Genomic DNA, 21,418 nt, shown 5'->3' with positions numbered 1-21,418 from the left:
AGGTCAGCCGTCGATGGTCAGGGTCCACTCGACGACGCCGGACGGCGGCACGACCGCGGCCTCCTCCGGACCCGCCAGCGACAGGGTGGGACAGTACCCGACCATGGGTTCGATGCCGATGTTCCGGTACGGGGCCTGCTCGGGGAATCCGCCAAGGTTCCGCCAGACGGAGATCCCGTATGGCTGGCCCTCGACGGCGACCGACAGGGTGAGGGCGTCGTCGCCGTCCCGGACGGTCGCCGAGTCCACCCACGGAACGATGATCATCAGGGCGCTGCCGTCGTCCGGCCCGAGGACGCTGAGGTCGCGGTCGTGGTAGTCGGGCCAGACGGTCGGCGTCGAGGAGCCGGGGGCGTTGACCCAGATGTGATTGCCGCGGGGCAGGTCGACCACCGCTCCTTCGGCGAGGTCGACGAGCGCGTGACCGGCCCAGATGAACCGCCATCCGGGGTCGGCCTCCAGCCGGTACTCGGCGGTCACCAGGCGTCCGGTGACGATCCGGCGGGCCAGCCGGAACTCCTGTCCCTCGACGGACATCCAGCCCCCGTCGGACTCGGTCCACGGACGGCTCCAGGCGTCCCCGTGGTCGGGCACGCCGGCGATCGTCGGCAGGCACTCCTCCAGGCCTCCGGCGTCGACGAAGGCGTCGCCCGGCCTGACGTACGCGCGCCTCGGGGTGTCCCGGCGCCACAGCCACTCGCGTCCGTTCCTGCCGCGCAGCGACCGCCACCGGCCCCCCAGGGCGGACTCGATCTCGACCGCCATCTCCGCACCGTCCACGCGCCCGCCTTCCGAGACCTGCACACCACCGTCCCGCCGATGCTAACCGCTCACACCGAGCCAGAGGAGGGCTTCCGATGCCGACGGACAGCGACGACGAGCGCCTGGCGGCACTGCGCGCCCGGCTCACCCCCGACCAGCTCGAAACGCTGCGCCGGCGCCTCGGCGGAGACGCCGTCCCGCCCATCGCCGAACCGCCCGCACCCGCACCCGCGACGCCCGCGGAACGGCCGCTGTCGGCGGCCGAGCGGCGGTTCTGGTTTCTGGAACGGCTGGCGCCCGGGACGGGCCGTTATGTGATCCCCGTCGCCTTCGAGCTCACCGGCCGCGTCGACGAGCAGGCGCTGCGGATCGCGTTCACCCGGGTCGTAGCCCGGCATCCCGTGCTCCGCTCGGTGTACCGCGAACGGCGAGGCGTACCGTACGCGCGGATCTCCGACGGGCCGGCGTCGGCCTTCCGGACGCACGGACCAGGGCCGGTCGAGGCCGCCGCGCTCGCCCGCACCCGAGCCGCCGAGCCCCTCGACCCGGAGAACGGCCCGCTGCTCGAGGTCGACCTGTTCCTCCGGGACGGAGGCGCGGTCCTGCTGCTCCGCGTCCACCACCTGGTCGCCGACGGGGCGGCGGTGCAGCTGATCCTCGACGAGGTCTCCGCCCTCTATGGCGGGACGGACGCCGAGCCGGAACCGGCTCCGGACTACCCGAGCCACGCCGCCTGGCAGGAGTCGCTCCCGCAGGAGGCGTCTGCGGCGTTCTGGCGGGACGAGCTGTCCGGCGCGGAGTTCGCGCTGGACCTGCCCACGGACGCCCCTCGGCCCGCCGTCTCCACCGGCGCGGGCGCCGAGCTCCGGTACCGGCTGCCGCTGGAGACCGCGGCCGCCTGCCGTGACCTGGCGCGACGGCACTCCGCGACGGTCTTCATGGCGCAGCTCGCGATCCTCGCGGCCCTGCTCTCGCGGTACACCGGCCGCCGCGACCTGGTGATCGGGGTCCCGGTGTCGGGGCGGACGCGGACCGGCTGGGAGCGGCTGGTCGGCCTGCTGGTCAACACCGTGCCCGTCCGGATCCGGCTGGCGCCCCGGATCACCGCCGACGAGCTGACAGCCGAAGTCCGCGACGCCTGCCTGCGCGCCTTCTCCCACCAGGATCTGCCGCTGGACCGCCTGCTCCGCGCCGCGGCCCCGAGCCGCCCTGCCGCGGACGCGCGGACGTTCCAGATCCTGGCCGACGCCCAGACGCCCTTCCGTCTCGGCCTGGGCACGATCCCCTGCCGGGGGCTGCCCGTCGACACCGGCACCAGCAAGGTGGATCTCGCGTTCTCCTTCCAGGACGACGGCGTCGTCGTCTCCTACGACCGCGACCTGTTCGGCCTGCCGTTCGTCGAACGCCTCATGGGGCATTTCATGCGGCTCGCGGTCGCCGCCGCGAGCACCCCGGACGCACCGGTCCTCGGGATCGGCCTGGAGCCCGCGCCGCCCGTCCGGCGGGAGCCGCCGAGCCCGGAGACTGTCGCCACGCTCGTCGCCCGCCGCGCGGCCCTCGATCCGGACGCCCCGGCGGTCGTCTCCGGGACGGTCACCCGAACCTACGCCGCGCTCGACGGCCGCGCCGACTGCATCGCCCACGCCCTGCGGGCCGAGGGAGCGGCCACCGGCGTCCCGGTCGCCGTCCGCATGGACCCGTGCCTCGAACTCCCCGAGGTGCTCCTCGGCGTGCTGCGGGCGGGCGGCTGCTATCTCCCGCTCGACCCGGGTCCGTCCGGGGACCGCGTCCTCGCCGGCGTACGGCCGCGCGTCATGATCGCGCACAGGGCCCACGCCTCGCTGCCACCCGCCTGCGACGGGACCCGCGTCATCGTCTGGGAGGAGCTGGAGCCGCTCCTCACCGAGCGGCCCGAGGCTCTACCACCGCCCCACCCGGACGATCTCGCCTGTATCCTCTCCACAACGGGCGACGCTCCGGCGGGGGTCGAGATCACCCATCGTGGCATCGCCGCGCTGGTCCGGGAGGCCCACCATGCCGACGGCGGCCCCGGCCAGGTCTTCCTCCTGTTGGCCCCGCCGTCGTCCAGCGCGGCCGTCTTCGAGCTCTGGGCTCCGCTCTGCACGGGAGCCGCGCTCGCGGTGCCGCCGCGCCGGCCGCTCACCGCCGCCGACCTCGGACCGGCCCTCGAGAGCCACGGCGTGACCGTGCTCTCGCTCACCGCGGAGCTCCTGCGGGAGGTCGCGCATCGGCCCGGCGTCCTGTCCGGCCTCCGTCATCTCGTCATCGGCGGCGGGGTCCCCTCCCCCGCCGAGCTCCGTGCCGTGCGGGACGCCGGCGGCCCCCTCCGGGTGAGTCTCGTCCACGGAACGGCCGAGACCACCGGCTTCGGCATCGCCGGCCGGGCCGAGACCGATCGTCCGCACCTGCTGGGCCAGCCGGTTCCCCCCGCCGAGGCCCATGTCGTCGACGACCTGCTGCACCCGTCGCCGCCCGGCGTCCCGGGCAACCTGGCGATCTCCGGACCCGGGCTGGCCCGCGGATACCACCGCGATGCGGCGGCCACGGCCGCCCGGTTCGTCGCCAACCCGTTCGGGCCCGGCCGGTTGTTCCTGACCGGCGACCGGGCCGCGCGGCGGTCCGACGGACGGATCGAACTCCTCGGCCGGGCGGAACCGGCCACGCCCGCGCCGGAGCCACGTCCGCCGGTCGCGGCGCGGAACGACCGCACGGCGCGGGAGATCACCGCGATCTGGACGGACCTCCTCGGCGTGGACAAGCTTGAGCCCGACGACGATTTCTTCGACCTGGGCGGCCACTCGCTGCTCGCGATGACCCTAGTCGACCGCATCCGTGACCGGCTCGGCGCGGAACTGCCGATCAGGGCCGTCATGGAGCGCAGGACGATCGCCGGTCTCACCGCCGCCGTGCACGCCCTGGGAAGGTCGCCCGAACCGGGCCCGGCGGCCGGCGGCGACCTGGTCCTGCTGACCGGCGGAACGGGCATGACCGGCCGGTTCATCACGGCCGAACTGGGACGGCGCGGGCTGCGCGTCCGGATGCTCACCCGGGAGCGGTCCCGGTCCCGTGCCGTGGAGCTCGGCGGCGAGCTCTTCATCGGCGACCTAGCGGACCCGTCGTCGCTGGCGGCCGCGCTCGACGGGGTCACGGCGGTCGTCCACGCGGCCACCACGTTCACCGAACCGCGCATCGACGTCGCGGCCACGCGCGCGCTCCTCGACCGCTGGCCGGGGGGCCCGATGGTCTTCATCAGCAGCACCGACGTCTACGGCGCCCCCACCGGGAGAGTCCGCGCCGAGGACGCCGCGACGCCCGGGGGATACTCGCCCTACGCCGACGGCAAGATCGAGTGCGAGCGGCTCATCGCCGCTTCCGGAGTCCCCTACAGCCTGCTCCGGCCGCCCTACGTGTGGGGTCCGGACCCGTACTGCCTCTGGCAGCTGCGCATGACGGCCGGCGCTCCGCTGGCACGCGCGCACGGCGCCGGCCGTCCCGTCGCGGCGCCCGGCGACCGGGGCCACGCGTGGGTGGACGCACGGGAGCTGGCCTGGATTACGGCGGAATGCCTGACCAGGCCGGTGGCCGGCCCTCTCAACACGGTCGACGGGCACTTCTCCTGGTATGAGCTGGCCACCGAGGCCGTGGCGCTGCTGGGGCTCGACTGCCCGGTGACGCCCGGCCCCTCCGACGAGGAAGTGTACCTCGGCGACGGCCTGTTCGACTCAGCGCTCTCCGCCCGGCTGCACGGGCCCCGGCCGATCCGGTCGTGGCGGGAGACCCTGGCCGAGGCGGCACGGCTCGGTGAGCGGTCACGGGCGGGTCAGTGAAGGTCCCAGGGCCTCTTGGAGCACGCCTCCCGCACGCTCTGCGCGAGCGCGGCGTCATAAGCGCCCAGGCCCGCGTGGCCCGACAGCCGTTCGCAGGCGAGCTTGAGGAAACCGCGCCAGCCCGCGCTCCAGGTCCGGACCGATCCGTCCGCCCCGCAGGTCACGAACGTGCGACCGTCGCTCGAGGCCCTGATCCGCCAGACTCCCGCGGTGTGGGCGCGGACGGGTTCGCCGACCGACTGGCCCTGCGCGTTCCAGAAGCGGATCATGCCGTCGGCGCCGCCGCTGAGCAGCAGCTCGCCGTCCGGTGCGAAGGCGAGCGCGTGGACGCCCGCCGTGTGTCCGAGGACCGGCTCGCCCCTCGATGTGACGCTCCCGTCCTCGTGCACGTCCCAGAACCGGATGGCCGCGTCCCTGCCGGCCGTGACCAGCGTTCCGTCGACCGGGTGGAACGCCACCGCGCGCACCTGGTGGTCGTGCGCCTCGACGGGCCCGCCCAGCGGGCGGCCGTCGCGGTCCCAGAGCCGCACCATCCGGTCGGCTCCGCCGGACGCGAGGATCCTGCCGTCCGGGCTGAACTCCAGGGCGCAGACCTCACCGCCGTGCGCCGGAACCACCGGGGAGAGCGCGCCTCCGTCGGTATCCCAGAAGCGGAGCGAGCCGCCGCGCCCGCCGCTGACCAGTAGACCACCTCCCGGGGCACCTGCCAGGATCGTCACTTCGCCCTGGCCGGTGGGTACTGGAGCGCGGAGCGGGCGCGCGCGGGAGTCCCAGAAGCGGAGCGAGCCGTCGGCGCCGCCGCTGACGATGAGGTCGCGCGCTGGGTCCGCGGCGAGATCGAAGACGAAACCCTCGTGGCCGATCCAATCGGGGCCCACCTGCTGGCCGTCCCACGTCCACGCGCGGAGGGCGCCGTCGGCGCTGCAGCTGACGATCAGCCGCTCGTCCTGGACGAGGACGACGCCGTTGACATCGGAGCGGTGACCGCTCATGACCGCGTCGGGGCCGTAACCGTCGCGGCTCCAGAGCCGGACGGTCCGGTCCGCGCCGCACGACCAGACCGAGCCGCCGTCGCGGCTGAACACGACGCCCGTCACCCTGGTCTCGTGGCCGACCATGGGTGAGGAGACCTGCCTGCCCCGCCGGTCCCAGAGCCGGACCGTCCGGTCGGCCCCTCCGGACACGATGGTCTTGCCGTCCGGGGAGTAGCCGAGGGCCAGCACCGCGTCATCGTGGCCGGTGAACGGCATGCCGCTCTGTCGGCCTCTCAGGTCCCACAGCCGGATTGTGCGGTCCGCGCCGCCCGACACCAGCTGGCGGCTCTGCGGATGGAACGCCACGGACGTCACGTTCCCGTCATGGCCGCGGCCCTCCGCGAGCAAGGTTCCGACCCGGTCCCAGACGCGGACCGTCTGGTCGGCGCTCGCCGTCGCGAGGGTGGAACCGTCGGGTGCGAAGGCCACCGACATCACGCTGTGCCCGTGCCCGGTGAACGGCTCGCCCACCGGCTCACCGTGCGGATCCGAGAGCCGGACCGTCCGGTCCGCGCCCGCCGAGGCGATCAGCGAACCGTCCGGCGAGAACGCGACCGCCAAGACCGCGTCCTCATGACCGGCGAACGGCTCGCCCACCTGGACGCCGTGCAGATCCCACAGCCGGACCGTCCGGTCCGCGCCCGCCGAGGCGATCAGCGAACCGTCCGGCGAGAACGCGACCGCCAAGACCGCGTCCTCATGGCCCGCGAACGGAAGGCCGACGGGCAGTCCCTGGGCGTCCCAGAGGCGGATCGTCCGGTCCGCGCCGGCCGACGCCGTCATCCGGCCGTCGGGGCTGACGGCGACGGCCATGACCGGGGCCGTGTGCTCGGCGACCCGGTTCCGTTCCCGCGACGCCTGGAGCGCGGTGTGCAGGCTGGTCTGGGCGGCGTCAACCATCGTTCCCGGCAGGATCCGGAGGTTGCGGATCACGCCGTCGACCGCGAGGAGCAGGCCTGTCACGGGGACGAGTGGGACCAAGGTCAGGACGCGCAGCGCCTGGTCCCGGATGCGCGACACGGCCAGCTGGGCCTCGGCCACGGCACGTTGGCGCTGGGCCTCCTCGAGCGCCAGCCGCAGCCTGTCCTGCTCGGCCTGCCACGCCTGCGCGCTGCGCTCGATGTAGTCGCGCTGGGTCTCGGTGAGCGAAAGGGCGTGGGACTGCAGCCGTTCGCGGGCGGCGGTCAGGTCACGGCCGCGCAGCAGCCTGCCGTCGTCGAAGCCGTCGACGCCGTTGGAGCGCCACCAGCGCTCCCGCTGGCGCTCCAGATTCTGCAGCCAGACCAGGAAACCCCGGTCCTCACGGACCCACATGCCGAGCGAGGGCCATTCCCGGATCAGCGCGTCGTGGATCAGTTCGACGGTGTCGTCGTCGGCGCCGTCCCCCCGGCCCGTCACGACGAGACGCCGGTCCGCCAAGTACTGCACCATCCGGACGACGGCCGGCAGTTCGTCGTCGGAGGCGCAGAGCGAGGCCACCGTGCGGCGCCGACGGCTGTCGGGGATGCCATCGCGCTCGTCGCCGAGATGTACCAGGCCGATGAGGACGCGGCGGGCGAGCAGAACGTCGTCGGCGGTGAGACCGGCCAGGGCGGCGTCGGCCCACTGGGAGAGACCGCCGGTGAGGCCGCCGTTCCGCTCGTAGGCCGTGTGCTGCAGGACGCCGTCGCGGCGGTCCTCCCACAGACGGCTGAGGGCGAACTCCAGCAACGGCAGCGCGGTGCTCGCGGCGGTGTCCGGAACGGGCGACGGGAGGAGCCGGATCACGTCGTCGGCGAGGCGTTCCACCAGGCCGGGGTCGAAACGGAGGCCGACGCGCCGGGCCGGCTCGTCGACGATCTCGACGAGCTCGCGGCGGCGCAGCACCGGCGGGATATTGCACAGGCCGTGTTCCAAAGCGACCGCCAGGGCCGGGGCCTCCCGGACGAGCGTGCTGTAGAACTCGTCGCGCATCGTCAGGATCAAAGTGAGCGGGCCGCGGGATTCCAGCACCGCGCCCAGCGAGGCCAGGAACGCCGTCCGCTCGGCGGGCTCGCCCTCGACGAAGACCTCTTCGAACTGGTCGATCACCAGGACGAGCCGGGCGCCCGGCGGACGGGCGCCGGCCCACCGGACGGCCGTCTCCGTGAGATCGGACGCCGCCCCGCTGAGCTCGCCGTCCAGGACCCTCATGTCGGCGGGCCGGGTCACCGTCGGCTCCCAGCGGGCGGAACCGGCGACCTCGCCCCGCGCGAGCGCGGGCAGCAGGCCAGCCTTCACCAGCGACGACTTGCCGCTTCCCGAGGGGCCGAGCACGGCCAGGAACCGCGGGTCCCGCCGGAGCGGCCCGAGCATCCGCTCCAGGGCCTCACCCCGGCCGTGGAAGAACTCGGCGTCCTCGGTCTCGAACGCGGCCAGCCCCCGGTACGGGGGGACCGCCGAGACCACCACCTCGCGGCAAAGCTCGGCGAGGGTCTCGGCGGGAACGGCGAACGCCGTCTGCGCGAGCCTCCCGTAGGCGTCAGGGGCCGACAGCGAAACGACCATGCCAATGACGCGCCGCGTCTGGACGTCGTACAAGGGGCCGCCGCTGAACCCGGGCGTGATCTCGGTGGCCGACCCCAGCTGGAGGATTGGACGGCCGGACTCGTCCCGGATCCGGTCGACGACCTCGGCCGTGCCGGCCAGCCCGGCGACGGGTTTGAGCTCCGGGAAACCGAAACTCGTGCACCGGTGCCCCGCCACCCCGTCCGTGGTGCCCAACGGGAGCTCCGTCACGCCCTCGGGGGGAGCTGCGATGAGCCGCAGGACCGCGGTGTCCCCGTCGTCCGGGGGGATCCAGCGGTCCGGCTCGACGATCGCCCGGATGACGTCGCCGCCCGCGGCGAACACCAGCTCGACCAGATCACCCGGGCCGGCGCCCGCGTACTCGACCACATGCGCGCAGGTGACGAGCAGCCGGTGCGCTGCGCTTAGCAGAAACGCCGTCCCGCTGGTGCCGCGGGGGCCGAGGACACGGGCGACGGCGTGCCGTGGCTCAGTCGTCGCCATGTGGTTGCGAGACGCTCTTCCAGAGGAGTTTCACCCGGTAGTTGGAGTCGCCGCTGAGCTTTCCGACGGCGAAGTTGCCCAGCTCTCCCGTGGCCTTCACGGAGAACTCGATCTCCACCTCGTCGGGCACGTCCTCCAGGCGTTTGACCGCCCGCACGAACGCCCCGGCGTTCAACTCGATCAGGGTGGTCAGCGCGTCGCCGAACTTCACCTGGGCCTGCGCGAGCCCGTCCTTGAGGCGGTCACCGACCCCGGCCTTCACCATGCCAGGCACCTGCGCGGTCTCCCGGTCCGCCACCTCCACCAGGACGGGTGTCTCGTCGCCGTCGAAGACCAGGTACGTCATCACGCTCCTCACTGTCGGTCAGGCATAGCGGATCAGGTAGAAGCCTCGTGATCCGTCGTCGGTGGTCATCGTCCCACTCATGGCGTTCTTGGGCCGCGAGTTGAGCAGGCAGTCCAGCCTGGCCCAGGGCCTCCCGTCGCCCGTGGTGACCGTCAGGGCGAGCCGGTGCGGGAATTCGGCGTCGGGCGTGGCGGAGACGCTGAGCCCTTCGGGGAGGCCGCGGCCCACGCAGGTGCCCGTGAGGGTGCGGTTGCCGTCGGGGAGGTCGAGCCTCAGGGTCGCGGGGACGCCGTCGAGCTGCGCGTTCCAGGAGCCGGCGAAGTCCTCGGGGACGACGTCTCCCGGACGGTAGTCGCCGAGCACCATCCAGGGAGTGCGGGCGGCGAAGAATCCGTAGGGGGTTCCGCGCCAGTCGCTGGCCCCGGCGATGCCGCCGCTGTCGCCGGTGAAAAGACGGCCCGCGAATCGCTGTTCGGGAAGCCAGTTGAAGTTCTGGATCGCCAGGGTGATCTCGTGGCCGAGATCGCCGCCGAGTTCGACGACGACCTCGTACTCATCGTCGAAGCGGTCGCTGAAGAAGACGCCCTCCACCTCGCCGTCGCCCAGCTCCGAAAGGGTCAGTTCCCCTAGCCAACCGTCGTCGCAAAGATACCAGCGGCCGACAACGGCCGAGAGCGGAATCATGAACCGATTCCATCGGTTGGATCACTCTGTCGTCAAGGCCATGAAGGGCTGGAGCATGGAATCCATGAGAGCCGGACAGGTCCCGTCAGCCGCGAGCTCGTGCCGCCCCGGGAGTTCGCCGCCCGCCAGTGGCAGTCGGCACGATCCGACCGGTGGACGGACCGCATCGTGACCAGGACGTCCCCGATGCCCGACGGGCCCCCGAGGAGACCGGTGAGTCCTTTGCTGGGGATTCTGGGCGGGATGGGGCCGCTCGCCACCGCGCATTTCTACCGGCGAGTCATCGAACGGACTCCGGCGGTCGTGGATCAGGAACACATTCCGGTGCTGATCTGGGCGGATCCGCGGATGCCCGACCGGAGTACGGCGCTCCTGGGGGAAGGGCCATCACCGCTGCCGTGGCTGACACGGGGCGCGCTGGGGCTGCAACGCGCAGGCGCCAGCGTGGTGGCGATTCCGTGTAATACCGCCCATGCCTACGCGCGGGACATCGCATCGCGTACCGGCATCGAGATCGTCGACATGATCGCCGCGTCGTTGCGGGACGCGACGGCATCGGGAGCCCAGCGCGTCGGGCTGCTGGCCACGCGCGGAACCCGTGCGGCCCGGCTCTACGAGCGGGCTGCGGTAGCTCACGCGCTGGAGATCGTCCTGGTATCGGAGGAACTCCAGAGGGATCTCGTCGATCCCCTCATCGCGTCGATCAAGAGCGGCCGTTCGGACGCGGCCTCCCAGATGGACCTGCTGGTGGCCGAATTGGAGGTTCTCGGGGCGGAGGCCGTCATCCTCGGCTGCTCCGAGCTGCCGCTGGCCTGCGGGGACGGCCCTTTCCCACTTCCGCTCATCGACTCAGCGACGAGCCTCGCGGACGCCTCGATCAGCAGGATGATCGCACTGGAGCGGGCGGCCCGAGCATGATCAGGCCGGTGAAGGCCCAGCGTCGAAAGCCGGTGGACCGACGCCGCCCTGTAGCGCCTCTCGCTCACCTCTAGAATTGCGTGACCGGCCCCTCAGCGCATTTCATCACGTAGGGCGACGGCACCCAGTAACGGAGTGTTGCCCAGTGGCGCTCACCGCCGTTCCCACCGAGACATCGCCTTTCGCGCGCCACGTCGCGGTAGCTCATGGGACGACGCTAGAGGCCGGCGCTGACAACGCCCCAGGGGATTTCCGGCGCCTGTGGCTATCTCGTAGGTGACCGTGGCGGTCTCTAGGTCACGGACCCCAGCACGCCCTGCTCCGGAAGCGGCCCCACCGCTCCGGATCGGGAACGAACACCACCCACCGCTCATCCAACTTGCACCCCTGTGAGTCATTGAACTCACTCAATCATCAGAGAACTCCCGTTCGGCCAGGGCCGGCACCCACGTCCCGGACCGGTACGCCGCCAGCAGCACGGACGCGTCGCGGTGCAGCGCCTCGGCAAGCGCGGCGTCGTCACGCCCTGCCCAACGAGCCCGTGCCACGTACGGCACCGTCTGGCCCGTGCTGCTCACCGGCGGAGCAGCAGCACGCGGTCGGGTCGGCAGACGGGGCAGGCCATCGCGTCGCCCTGGGCGAGGACGGCGAGCGCCTGGCGGTCGTCGGCGGCCCGGTGCGAGCCGCGGCCTGCGTGGCAGTCGCCGCGGTGGACCACCCACGGGACGGGGGCGCCGGCCTCCAGGTGCTGCTCGATCTGCCAGGCCGGGGTGCGGCCCAGGCGCTCCGTCGGGACGCCGGAGTAGTCCTGGCCCTCGATGGGCGTGCATGCGGCGGCCGGGGCGGCGAAGACGGACGGCGACGGCTGCGCAGTGAACCGGCCGCAGGCCTCCGCGACCGCGCACAGCGGCAGCTCCACCCAGTAGAACCATGATCCGTCGGGTTCTTGCCGGCGCTTCCGCACCACTGCGCAGACATGCTGGTGGTCGGGCAACTCCAGACGCACCAGCGGCCCATCCGCATCCGGCAGCCCTTCACGATTCCGCACCGTTCGATTCTAGTTCGATTTTGGTTGGGGGTCACGAGACCAGGTGTCCCGTCTCAAACAATCTGGCCCCGCTCAGACCTGTGACCTGCGGCGACCAGTTCAGTTGAGACCTGGGGATGCTGGGAATCTCAGGTGATGCGGTCCTGACGAGTGGATGCCGGACACTGTCTCAGTTGATCTGGTCCGGTTGCTCAGCCCTTTCGGGTGCCGTCGAGTTGGAAGTGCCAGATGACCGCGATCGGGGAATCATCCAAGGCCGCGGCCGACGCTTCCGGGCACCAGTGCAACAAGTCCCAGGACACACGGGCCGGGAGCGGGTCCGGGGCGGTGCCAGGGTCGAGGGAGTGGCGCGGGCGGCAGGGTTCCTCGCATTGCCGGACCTGGAAGCCCATTGGAAGGGCTGCGGCGAGGTAGGCGCTGAGCGGGCGGTGGTGCTCGGCGAGGAGGGACGGGCGGCCGTCCGGGCCGGGACGGCGGGCCAGGGTCGGCCGGAGGTAGGACACCAGCAGGTGGGCATCCGAGATCACGAGGCTTCCGCCAGGGCGCAGGACACGCGCGAACTCCGCCAGCACTGGGGCCAGATCGGGGACGTGTGTCAGGGCGAGCGCGCACACGACGGTGTCGACCGCGTCGTCGGGAAGCCGGAGCCGGTGCAGGTCGGCCTCGTGGAAGTCGACATCTGGCAGGCGCTTGCGGGCCTGGGCGAGCATTTCCGTGGAGCCGTCGTCGCCGATCACATGGTGGCCGAGTTCATGCAGGTAGGTGGTGTGACGGCCGGTGCCGCAGGCCGCGTCCAGCGCCGTGCCGACGGGCAGGCTGTCCAGGATGCGTCGGACAACGGGCTGCTCAATGTCGATCATCTGGTTGCCAGGGGCGTCAAAGTGCGGCGGCCAGGCTTGGTATACGTCGGCCGCACTGATTGTGCCCGGACTCGCCGTGACCCCCTCGGTATGCGCGAGGGTGGGGGTGTCCAGCAGGTCTTTGTCGCCGATGGCCTACGGCAGAAGAGACCTGCTGGGTCACGCATGTCATGCCCTTGCCGAGATTCGATAAGGATCTAAAGTGCGTGCTCCTCCAGCGAGATTCCGTACGCCCTATGTGCGCCCCCGACGCCTACTGGTCCAGCTGGAGAGAGTTAGGACAAGATTCGACGGTGCGACGCATCAACTTCGACCTCTCCCTACGCATCCTGATATTCTTGCTCGTTACACTTATAGGAGTAATCGCTGGCGTTCTGACCGATAGTATCGATCAATCATCTTGGCTTCGCAGCTTGGCACCCGTCGTAACAATGGTGGCCCTATTCATCACGGCCGTGCTGATGGTCTGGCAGTATCGGGCCGAAATGGCAAACCAAGCGAATCGTCCTAGCTGGAACCCTGGCCGATCCCCGTTTCCAGGGCTTTCATCATTCACCGAAAGCGATGCCAGTGTGTTTTTTGGACGCGACGCGGAAGTTCGCGCCCTATTGGATAAAGTGCGCCCCACGGATGCGCGGGGCATTTTGCGTGTTGTGACGGTAATTGGCCCTTCCGGTGTAGGGAAATCATCACTGGTGCAGGCTGGTCTGATACCCAGCTTGCGAAGCGAGCGAATGAAATGGCGGGTAGCCCCTACGATAGTTCCAGGAGACCACCCGCTTGCGAGTCTGGCGTTGTCATTCGCTGCGGTAAATTCGACGCTCTCCAACACTCCCGCCTTCCCGCAGCGTCTGAGAATAACTCCTAATGCAGAAGGCGCCCGATCGAGACTACTCTTCTTCGTGGACCAAGCGGAGGAACTGTTCACTCTTTGTGATCCGTCGGAGAGGCAAAACTTTTTCGACGTAATCGTGAGGCTGCTACTCGAAAACCCTGAAATCTGGATCCTGTTTGCGGTGCGTTCGGATTTCTTCACCATGTTCCTGCAGAGTGCAGATTCTCACCTGTTCCGCTCCCCCATTGCTGTGGGTGCTCTGGGTGCTGACTCCTTGAGGGAAGTCATCGAACGCCCAGCTGTAGCTGCAGGGATAGAGTTCGATCCCATTGATTTGGTCGCGCAGATTGCTGCCGACACGTCATCCGGAGTCGCTCTGCCGTTGCTTTCATTCACGCTCCAGGAATTATACTTCGCTCGACGCGGGAATAAGGTAACGCGATCCGACTATGAAAGATTGGGGGGAGTGCGCGGTGTTATATCGAGGCAAGCGGACAAAATTTCCACGGAACTGACAGGCCGCAATCCTGAAGCACCAATAATTTCGACCCTATTGAACTTTGTGACGGTGACTGGCGATATGCCAACACGTCGACGGGTAAAGGCATCGGAACTCGGACCCGAGGAACTCGCAGTCGCGCGCGCCTTCCTCGCAGGACGTCTGCTTGTGAGCGACTCGTCGAGTGATGACGCTTACAACGAGAACGTGCTAGAAGTCGCACATGAGGCTCTGTTCGATCAATGGGGTCCATTGCATCAGCAGATCGAAAACCGGATTGAAAACCTCAGGCAGCGAGGCGACCTGGAGAGGTGGAGTCAGGAGTGGGTAAGCTCTGGCTGCAGAGACTCGTACTTGCTTACGGGTGAGCGAACGACTGCCGCTTATCAATGGTTGACCACTGGTGAGCATCCAATTCGCATTTCTCCGGAGGGCCGGAGCTTCATCGACCGGTCGATGCGTGCCGATCAGGCGACGATGCGTCGTCTTTCCGAGAATCTTTCTCGGCAAGCATTGGCAGAATTAGAACGTGATCCGGAACACGCGCTGAGGCTGGCTATTGCGGCCAATGAGGAATGCGCACCGACTTCTTTGGCTTGCCAGGCACTTACTGCGGCAATGTCAAGGGCTAGTGTGAGAAAGCTTCTGATGGGTCACGAGCAAGACGCATGCAGTGTGGCGTGGTCCCCTGATGGCCGGCGTCTTGCGAGCGGGTCATTCGACCGGACGATTCGCATTTGGGACTCAGAAACGGGCGCTGAACTGAAGGTATTGCGCGGGCATCAAGACGGCGTGTGGTCTGTGGCGTGGTCCCCTGATGGCCGGCGTCTTGCGAGCGGGTCATTCGACCGGACGGCTCGCATTTGGGACTCAGAAACGGGCGCTGAACTGAAGGTATTGCGCGGGCATCAAGACGGCGTGCGTGGGATTGCGTGGTCTCCCGACGGAAGCCGTGTGGCAACCGGTTCGTACGATAGTGAAGTCAGAGTTTGGAACGTGCCGGAAGGAGCATTGGTTGTAAGCCTCCAAGGACACTCAGACTGGGTGCGAGCGGTGGCATGGTCGCCCAACGGCCATCTAATAGCGAGCGGGGCATACGATAAAAGTGTGCAGATTTGGGATGCAAATCTTGGTCATTCTCTTGGATCCGTACAGCTACCTGACAGTGTCCATTCAGTTTCTTGGTCCCATGACTCAACTAAGATTGCGGCAGCTCTAGAAGACCACACCGTGAGAATAGTAGACATCGCGTCGGATACCGTTGTCACTACAGTGGATGGGCACGGTGATGTTGTGTATTCAGTGGAATGGTCACCTGATGACAGCCAGTTGGTAACTGGTTCCTTCGACCATACGGTGCGGATTTGGGATGCTACTACTAGCGGAGAAATCATTGCATTTCGAGGGCATCAAGATTGGGTGCGATGTGTGACGTGGTCGCCCGACGGGAAACGCGTAGCTAGCGGATCTTTCGATCGAACCGTAAGGGTTTGGGATATCAGTCCCGGTGACTTCATGGTAACGCTTTACGGCCACAATGGATGGGTCCGTTGTGTCGCATGGTCACCCGAAGGAAGCTACATAGCCAGCGGCTCATTCGATCGTAGTGTGCGGATCTGGGACCCTCTCTCGGGATTATGTATTAAAGTTCTCACTGGTCACAACAACTGGGTGCGCTGTGTCGCATGGTCTTCGGACGGGAGTCATTTGCTGAGCGCTTCAGAGGATCGCAGTGTGCGAATCTGGAATCCGTTAACTGAAGATGAACCGAGGATTCTTTCTGGGCACGAAGACGGTGTTGTGTGCTGTGCGTGGTCTCCGGATGATCGGCGTATTGCCAGTGGGTCCTACGACCGCTTCGTTAAGGTGTGGGACGCGGAGACTGGGAACGAGCTGATGACGCTGTCAGGTCATCACGATGCCATCAGGTCTGTCGCGTGGTCTCCGGATAGTCGGCGTATTGCCAGTGGGTCCTACGACTGTGTCGTCAAGGTGTGGGACGCGGAGACTGGGAACGAGCTGATGACGCTGTCAGGTCATCACGATGCCATCAGGTCTGTCGCGTGGTCTCCGGATGGTCGGCGTATTGCCAGTGGGTCCTACGACTGTGTCGTCAAGGTGTGGGACGCGGAGACTGGGAACGAGCTGATGACGCTGTCAGGTCATCACGATGCCATCAGGTGTGTCGCGTGGTCTCCGGATGGTCGGCGTATTGCCAGTGGAGGACAGGATCACTCAGTCAGGATCTGGGATACTGAGGATGGGTGCGAAGTGATGGCTTTTGGACATGATTCCACTCTGGAGAGCGTGGCCTGGGGTCCGGACTCTAATTGGATTGCTGTCGCCTGTTCGGACGATCACGTCTATCTGTGGAGAGTCGAGTCACGAGAGGTCATCCTCGCCCGTGCCCGGGGTGGCGTATTGGGAAACCTATCGGCCGACGAGCGTATAGGGCTAGGGCTTCCCTCCGTTAGCCCTGAGTGAGTTATCTGGGCCGTTTGGCTTCGGGAGTGGGTTCTGGACCCACTTTCGAGCAACTCTTGGCTCCACTTCGCGATCTCCGTGGGCCTTGATCGGGAATGAGTATTGGCCCCCCACGTGGGGCTGGCATGGTCGGCGGGCAGGGCTTCCAGGGCCGCACATGCGACGCCGGTCACGGACGGTCTGAGATCCGCCGGATCCAGGTCGGCACCGTGAACAAACTGCTGTTCCCCGGAGCCGGCCAGGCGCTCCAGATCAAGCGGCGCCGCACCGACCGCAAGACGGGCAAGACCACCGTCAAAACCGTCTACGCCGTCACCAGCCTGACCGCCGAGCAGGCCACCCCCGCCCAGCCGGCCAAGCTGGTCCGGGACCACTGGAAGGTGGAGGCCCTGCACCACGTCCGCGACACGACTTTCGCAGAGGACGCCTCCCAACTACGGACCGGCAACGCGCCCCGCGCGATGGCGACCTGGCGCAACTTGGCTATCGGTGCCCTCAAGCTGTCCGGCACCACCAACATCGCGGCCAGCCTCCGCCACAACGCCCGTGACCCACGACGCCCACTGGCCCTCCTCGGCCTCGCGTGATCACAAACCGGACGTCATGCGACTACGCCGAAGCCCTGCGATTGAACGGGGCACCCCATCCCAACTACTCCTATCGAGGGAAAAGTGTCAGAGCGCCGGCTTCGGCTTGTTCGGAACAGCGGCTCCGTTACGTCGGCTGGAGGAGAGAATCATGGCCGGGGCAGGAGCGACAGCGGGTGGGGGAAGAGTCATGGCAAGGTGGACGGCCAAGGAGAAAGAAGCCGCCGAGTGGGCGGAGCGGCTGTTCAAAAAGACGTGCGCGCTCGGGCGGGTCGTGCCCGAGCCAGCGACGCCGGAAGCGGTCCATGCAGCCATCGAGCGCTTCGCTGAGCTGCCCACCGAAACAGGTGTGATGCAGGACTTGGCGGTCGGGGCCCGACGCGCAGCGAAAGGGGTATCCACGGATCGTCTGCAGGGGCTATCGGAGGTCGTGCAGAATGCGGAGGACCTCGGAGCGACCGAGGTACGGATCCAGGTACGTGAGGCGACCCTGCTGGTGGCGCACAATGGACCTACCAAAAACGGCACACGGTCTTTTGACCGTTGCTCTTTTCGGGCCGAGCAGGGAGGGGGCTTGGGCGGCTCTCAACTGTCGAGGTCCTGCTGGGCTGCGGTGATGAAGGCGTTCCGGTATTTGGTGTAGTCGGTCGTGGTGCAGTCTGCTGCGGAAATGGCCTTCTCCATGACGTACTTCGTGAGGCCCTCGGTCGGTCCGCGCAGGCTCTGGCTCGCGATGAGCAACACGCGCGACTCCTGGGTGAGCACCTCGACTGATACGGCGTTGACCTTGTCATGATTGAAGGACGACGAGGCGAGCGTAGTGCACACCTGGCCAGCGGCGCGGATGAAGTCGGCATAGGCCGCCCGGCGCTGGTCCTGGATCTCGGCCGAGCGCTGGCGGTCGAGCGTCTCCTGGACTCCCGCATTGGACCAGTAGCCGGCCAGGGCGGCGGCTCCAATGGTGCTGGCCAGGCTGATCACAGCAAGGATGAAGAGGAAGGGGCGGTCTCTCCGTTCCGGCGCCGGCGTGCTGTCGGGCGCGATCGCCGGTGTTGGCGTGGGTGTCGGATGCGTGGGCGATTGTTCTGGAATTGACACGAACATCCCTTCGAGGTCGAGAGAAGCCGTGGCTTTTGGAGCGCGACGTTCCGTGTGTGTTCATGGGTTGCGGGGAGGCTGCGGGGTGCCAGGCGGGCAGGTCGGTGCCGCGCGTTTTCCACGGACAGGGCCCAGAAGCGGAGAGTCAGCGCGGCCAACCCGATGATGAGCGTCATCAGGACCACCTGGTAGACGAGGTCGGTCCCCGGGTAGTTTTTCGTCAGTCCACTGAAGAGCAGGCCCATGCCCGCGTATGCCATCGCCGCCAACGCCGTGTAGTAGGCCAGGCGAATCCACTTCGCGGCGCGTCGATGAAACCGGTAGAGCAGCAGGACGCGGCTCGGTAAGGCGCCGGGCGAATCCGCGTCGAGGTGACTCCTGCCGGCTTCGCTCGCCAGCGTCGCCGCCTGGTCCATACAGCCCCGGGCCGTCGCCTCGGCATCCTGGAGTGTCTGGGCTGTGGTGGGGAGCAACTGCTGGGCCTGCCACCACTCGACAGTGAAAGCGATCTGCCGACTTGCGTCCTCGAAGGCGAGTCGCCGGCTGCCGGTGAGGGAATTGCGGGCCTGTCGATTCTCCAGGAGAACGCTGACCGTTCCGGCGATCGCGGTCACGACGGGTACCAGCAGCGCGACGATGAGAGCAACGATGTTGTTCGAATTCATGATCGGAAACAGCCCCCCAGCTGTCAGACCCGGTGGGATCAGCATGACAGTCGCTGGGACAACGAGATGGTGTTTCGAGCATCTGTCTCACAGGGACTGACTCGCCGCGCAGAGGCAGCCAGCACGTTTGGAGGGCGGCTTGGTCCGATCATCGTCGCGCGCGCCCGTCCGGACTGGCGCGATGAGCCGGCCACCGGGAACGGCGTGCTCCCGCCAACGCCGCACTGGACGTACTTCGGCGAAGCGTCGCGACAGTGGCCATCACCAACCCGGACCACATGGCCGACCTGCACTGAACCTGCGGCTACCCGGCCGTCCTCGGCATCATCGCCATCGCCATCGCCTGCGCAGTGATCCGCCGCGGCTTCCGCTGCAACGGCTGGCTCTGACGTAGGGGATTTACGACCGGCCACGCACCACACCCGCCCGCCGGACAGTTCCCCCGATAGCAAGCGTGCGCATACGGTCGTACCGTCATAACGACGGGTCTCCACCTCCTCTGGGAGTCACCATGCCGATGCTGCTGATCAAGGGCTCGTACCGGGTGAAGGGATCCCAACCCGACGGCGACTCCATCCACTTCACCCCCGACGACCCGGCCCAATGGGAACTCGTCGGCGGAGCCCACCCCGTCAAACGCAACGCGGCCGGCACCGCCCAGCTGCGGCTGGACGCCATCGACGCACTGGAGACGCACTACGCGCGCACCGGCCCGAGGCAGCACCAACCACTGCCCTTCGCCCACGCCTCAGCCGAGGAACTGCTCGACTGGCTCGGCTTCTCCGGCATCCAGCGCAGCTCGAACGAAGCCGTCGCCGCCTCCATCCCGGACGCCGTGCCCGGCTTCGTCCTCACCCGCGGCGCCGACCTCCACGGCCGATGCGTCGCCCTGGCCGGCCGAGGCAGCCCGCCCGGCGCCGGCGGCACCGGCATCCACGTCGACGTGCCCCTGCTGGAGACCACCGCCAACCACCACCTGCTCGCCGCCGGACTGGCCTACCCCACGTACTACCGCAATCTCTTCGCCGACCTGCGTACGGCGCTGACCGCCGCCGTCCACGGGGCGCGGGCGGCAGAGCCTGCCAAGGGGCTGTGGCCGAGCGACGTGACCACGACCGGGGCGAAGATCTTCGGGCTGTCCTCGCTCACCGAAGACGTGGTGATCCTGCCCAAGCTGTTCCGGCGGCTGGTGGACTACCTGCACCTGGGCGATCCCTCGCTGTCCGGGTTCCCCGCCTTCCTGGCCCAGGCCCAGGACCGGTTCTTCATCCTGTCCACCGGCCACTCCACCACCGGACTCGACGCGGTGGTCGAGGTCACCAACGGCCAGACCGTGCGGATGACCCACCCGGCGGAGGACCTGGTCTTCGACGAGGAATGACCCTCACGCCCTCACAGCTTGAGCCGGTACGGCAGCATGCAGACCACGACATCGGTGCGCGCTCGCAGGACGGTGGCCAGGCTGGTGGCGGTACGCCGCCGCAGGAGCGGGATCCGGCCGAGGCCGAGTTCGGCGCCGACCATGACGAGCACGCTCACCTCGGGCCCGTACGCGACCGAGCTGAGCGCGTCCAACAACAGCACGGCAAGCCTCTCCGGGCTGGCCAGGCGGGCCCCGGACCTGCGGGCATCGCGTCGGTGGAGTGTCCACGCCCGCCTTTCGTCAGGGAGGAATTCCACGTCGCAGTACGAGCTAGCGGAGGACTCGGAGCCTTCGGAACGCATCCCAGCCGGACCCTCTTCCCTCCCCATCCGGCCGGACCCCCTGGGCTGTACCGCCCGCTTCTTCCGCACTCCGCTGAGCAGCCGTACGGCCGTCGGCTTCACCACCGAGCAGCAGTTCACCGCCACGAATGTGCCGCCGGGCACCGTCCGGCCAGCCTCGCCCACCAGGGCTTCAATCTCCCCGGTAGACATCGGCACGGCGGATGACACAGCGGCTGTGAGCTATGTCACCTTTGATATGTCCTTGTGACACATTTGCCCACTACGGCGCTGTAGGAAGCAGGACGCTCGGTTCCCCCCGTGCCGGGCGTCCGTGGACGCGGGCGGGACGGCTTCCCCCGGCCATCCCGCCCGCGTTCGGTGACCTTCTCCAACGCCGCGACGAACCGGGGACTATCGGCGGCCTGCCCAGGCGTGAGCACGAACGCCAGCGGGCGGCAGCCCGGTCTGCCGCGAGGTGGACCTTGCTGGTCAGCCCACCGCGCGAGCGACCCAGCGCCGCTGCCTTGAGCCGGGCCCGGCGGCGCCGACGCCGCCGTCGGCGCTCGGCCCGCTCGGACTCCCCGGCCGGCGAGTCGACGGTCACCGGGATGATTTGCCCGGTTTCCGTGGCCCCTTTTCCTGCGCCGCGGCCTCTTCCAGCGCCGCCAGGACCTCCGGTTCCACCACCATCCCGGCCGCGTCGTGATGGGCCCGGGCCACCGTGAAATCCACGCTGACCAGGGACATGTCGGCCTGGCCGCGCCGAGCGGCCTCGGCGATCATCCCGTCTATCAGCGTGGCGAACATGCCGACGTTGCGCCACTGGGTGAAGCGGTCGTAGACCGTCTGCCAGGCCCCGAACTCTTCGGGCATCTCTCGCCATTGGCTGCCAGTGCGGAATCACCAGATGACGCCCTCGAACTGTGCGCGCAGGTGCTGCGGGAAAGGGCCGTACCGTCCGATCGGCAGGAACGGCTCTATCAGTTCCCACTCACCATTGCTCAGTTCACGTC

At 68.4% G+C, this 21,418-nt stretch carries 15 protein-coding genes and 1 pseudogene; 5 read left to right on the top strand and 11 right to left on the bottom strand.

Going from position 1 to position 21,418, the window contains the following annotated elements:
* Window positions 1-3: 3 nt before the first annotated feature.
* Window positions 4-780 (bottom strand): hypothetical protein, encoded by a 777-nt coding sequence (locus OG607_RS41070; RefSeq protein WP_405734762.1) that lies wholly within the window; start codon window positions 778-780, stop codon window positions 4-6.
* A gap of 77 nt (window positions 781-857) precedes the next feature.
* Here OG607_RS41070 and OG607_RS41065 point away from each other — a divergent pair, with 77 nt between their 5' ends.
* Window positions 858-4,610, top strand: a complete 3,753-nt coding sequence (locus OG607_RS41065) for a condensation domain-containing protein (RefSeq protein WP_405734760.1) — start codon at window positions 858-860, stop codon at window positions 4,608-4,610.
* Here the strand turns inward: OG607_RS41065 and OG607_RS41060 are convergent.
* The 3 genes from OG607_RS41060 to OG607_RS41050 are packed head-to-tail and all read right to left on the bottom strand — an operon-like array spanning window position 4,604 to window position 9,704.
* A complete protein-coding gene (locus tag OG607_RS41060) occupies window positions 4,604-8,674 on the bottom strand; it encodes a trypsin-like peptidase domain-containing protein (protein WP_405734758.1) in 4,071 nt (1,356 codons plus the stop codon). The two genes, OG607_RS41065 and OG607_RS41060, sit on opposite strands and share 7 nt — an antisense overlap.
* Window positions 8,661-9,020 (bottom strand): CU044_2847 family protein, encoded by a 360-nt coding sequence (locus OG607_RS41055; RefSeq protein ID WP_405734756.1) that lies wholly within the window; start codon window positions 9,018-9,020, stop codon window positions 8,661-8,663. The genes OG607_RS41060 and OG607_RS41055 overlap by 14 nt, the downstream gene beginning before the upstream one ends.
* Before the next feature lie 18 nt (window positions 9,021-9,038).
* Window positions 9,039-9,704 carry a hypothetical protein gene (locus tag OG607_RS41050; RefSeq protein WP_405734754.1) on the bottom strand — a complete coding sequence of 222 codons (666 nt, stop codon included), beginning with the start codon at window positions 9,702-9,704 and terminating at the stop codon, window positions 9,039-9,041.
* A 213-nt stretch (window positions 9,705-9,917) separates the two neighbouring features.
* Between OG607_RS41050 and OG607_RS41045 the strand changes: the two genes are divergently transcribed.
* A complete protein-coding gene (locus OG607_RS41045) occupies window positions 9,918-10,622 on the top strand; it encodes an aspartate/glutamate racemase family protein (RefSeq protein ID WP_405734752.1) in 705 nt (234 codons plus the stop codon).
* Between the two features lie 407 nt (window positions 10,623-11,029).
* On the opposite strand, the gene OG607_RS41040 is transcribed toward OG607_RS41045, so the two are convergent.
* The 3 genes from OG607_RS41040 to OG607_RS41030 form a co-directional block, all read right to left on the bottom strand.
* The gene (locus tag OG607_RS41040) at window positions 11,030-11,170 is read right to left on the bottom strand and encodes a hypothetical protein (RefSeq protein WP_405734751.1); all 141 of its coding nucleotides are present in this window, start codon (window positions 11,168-11,170) and stop codon (window positions 11,030-11,032) included.
* A 26-nt stretch (window positions 11,171-11,196) separates the two neighbouring features.
* Window positions 11,197-11,670, bottom strand: a complete 474-nt coding sequence (locus OG607_RS41035; protein ID WP_405734749.1) for a DUF6233 domain-containing protein — start codon at window positions 11,668-11,670, stop codon at window positions 11,197-11,199.
* Window positions 11,671-11,861: 191 nt separating this feature from the next.
* Window positions 11,862-12,530: a class I SAM-dependent methyltransferase gene (locus OG607_RS41030; protein WP_405734747.1), complete on the bottom strand. Its 669-nt coding sequence runs from the start codon at window positions 12,528-12,530 to the stop codon at window positions 11,862-11,864.
* Window positions 12,531-12,823: 293 nt separating this feature from the next.
* On the opposite strand from OG607_RS41030, the gene OG607_RS41025 reads away from it, so the two are divergent.
* Window positions 12,824-16,348 carry an eIF2A-related protein gene (locus OG607_RS41025; RefSeq protein WP_405734745.1) on the top strand — a complete coding sequence of 1,175 codons (3,525 nt, stop codon included), beginning with the start codon at window positions 12,824-12,826 and terminating at the stop codon, window positions 16,346-16,348.
* A 209-nt stretch (window positions 16,349-16,557) separates the two neighbouring features.
* Window positions 16,558-16,935 (top strand): hypothetical protein, encoded by a 378-nt coding sequence (locus tag OG607_RS41020; protein ID WP_405734743.1) that lies wholly within the window; start codon window positions 16,558-16,560, stop codon window positions 16,933-16,935.
* Window positions 16,936-17,520: 585 nt separating this feature from the next.
* Here the strand turns inward: OG607_RS41020 and OG607_RS41015 are convergent.
* Window positions 17,521-17,916 (bottom strand): hypothetical protein, encoded by a 396-nt coding sequence (locus OG607_RS41015; RefSeq protein ID WP_405734741.1) that lies wholly within the window; start codon window positions 17,914-17,916, stop codon window positions 17,521-17,523.
* A complete protein-coding gene (locus OG607_RS41010) occupies window positions 17,913-18,698 on the bottom strand; it encodes a hypothetical protein (protein WP_405734739.1) in 786 nt (261 codons plus the stop codon). Before OG607_RS41010 ends, OG607_RS41015 begins: the two co-directional genes overlap by 4 nt.
* A 511-nt stretch (window positions 18,699-19,209) precedes the next feature.
* On the opposite strand from OG607_RS41010, the gene OG607_RS41005 reads away from it, so the two are divergent.
* Window positions 19,210-20,079, top strand: a complete 870-nt coding sequence (locus tag OG607_RS41005) for a nuclease (protein ID WP_405734737.1) — start codon at window positions 19,210-19,212, stop codon at window positions 20,077-20,079.
* A gap of 11 nt (window positions 20,080-20,090) precedes the next feature.
* Here OG607_RS41005 and OG607_RS41000 read toward each other — a convergent pair whose 3' ends face one another.
* Together OG607_RS41000 and OG607_RS40995 are read right to left on the bottom strand one after the other, a co-directional pair.
* A complete protein-coding gene (locus OG607_RS41000) occupies window positions 20,091-20,282 on the bottom strand; it encodes a hypothetical protein (RefSeq protein ID WP_405734735.1) in 192 nt (63 codons plus the stop codon).
* Window positions 20,283-21,005: 723 nt separating this feature from the next.
* Window positions 21,006-21,290, bottom strand: a pseudogene (locus OG607_RS40995) (transposase); the annotation flags it as partial.
* Window positions 21,291-21,418: the final 128 nt, after the last annotated feature.

It is taken from the genome of Streptomyces sp. NBC_01537 (assembly GCF_045040445.1).
Classification (GTDB): domain Bacteria; phylum Actinomycetota; class Actinomycetes; order Streptomycetales; family Streptomycetaceae; genus Actinacidiphila.
Note: the sequence above shows the minus strand (reverse complement) of the source record. Positions and strands in the feature narration are given on the sequence as shown.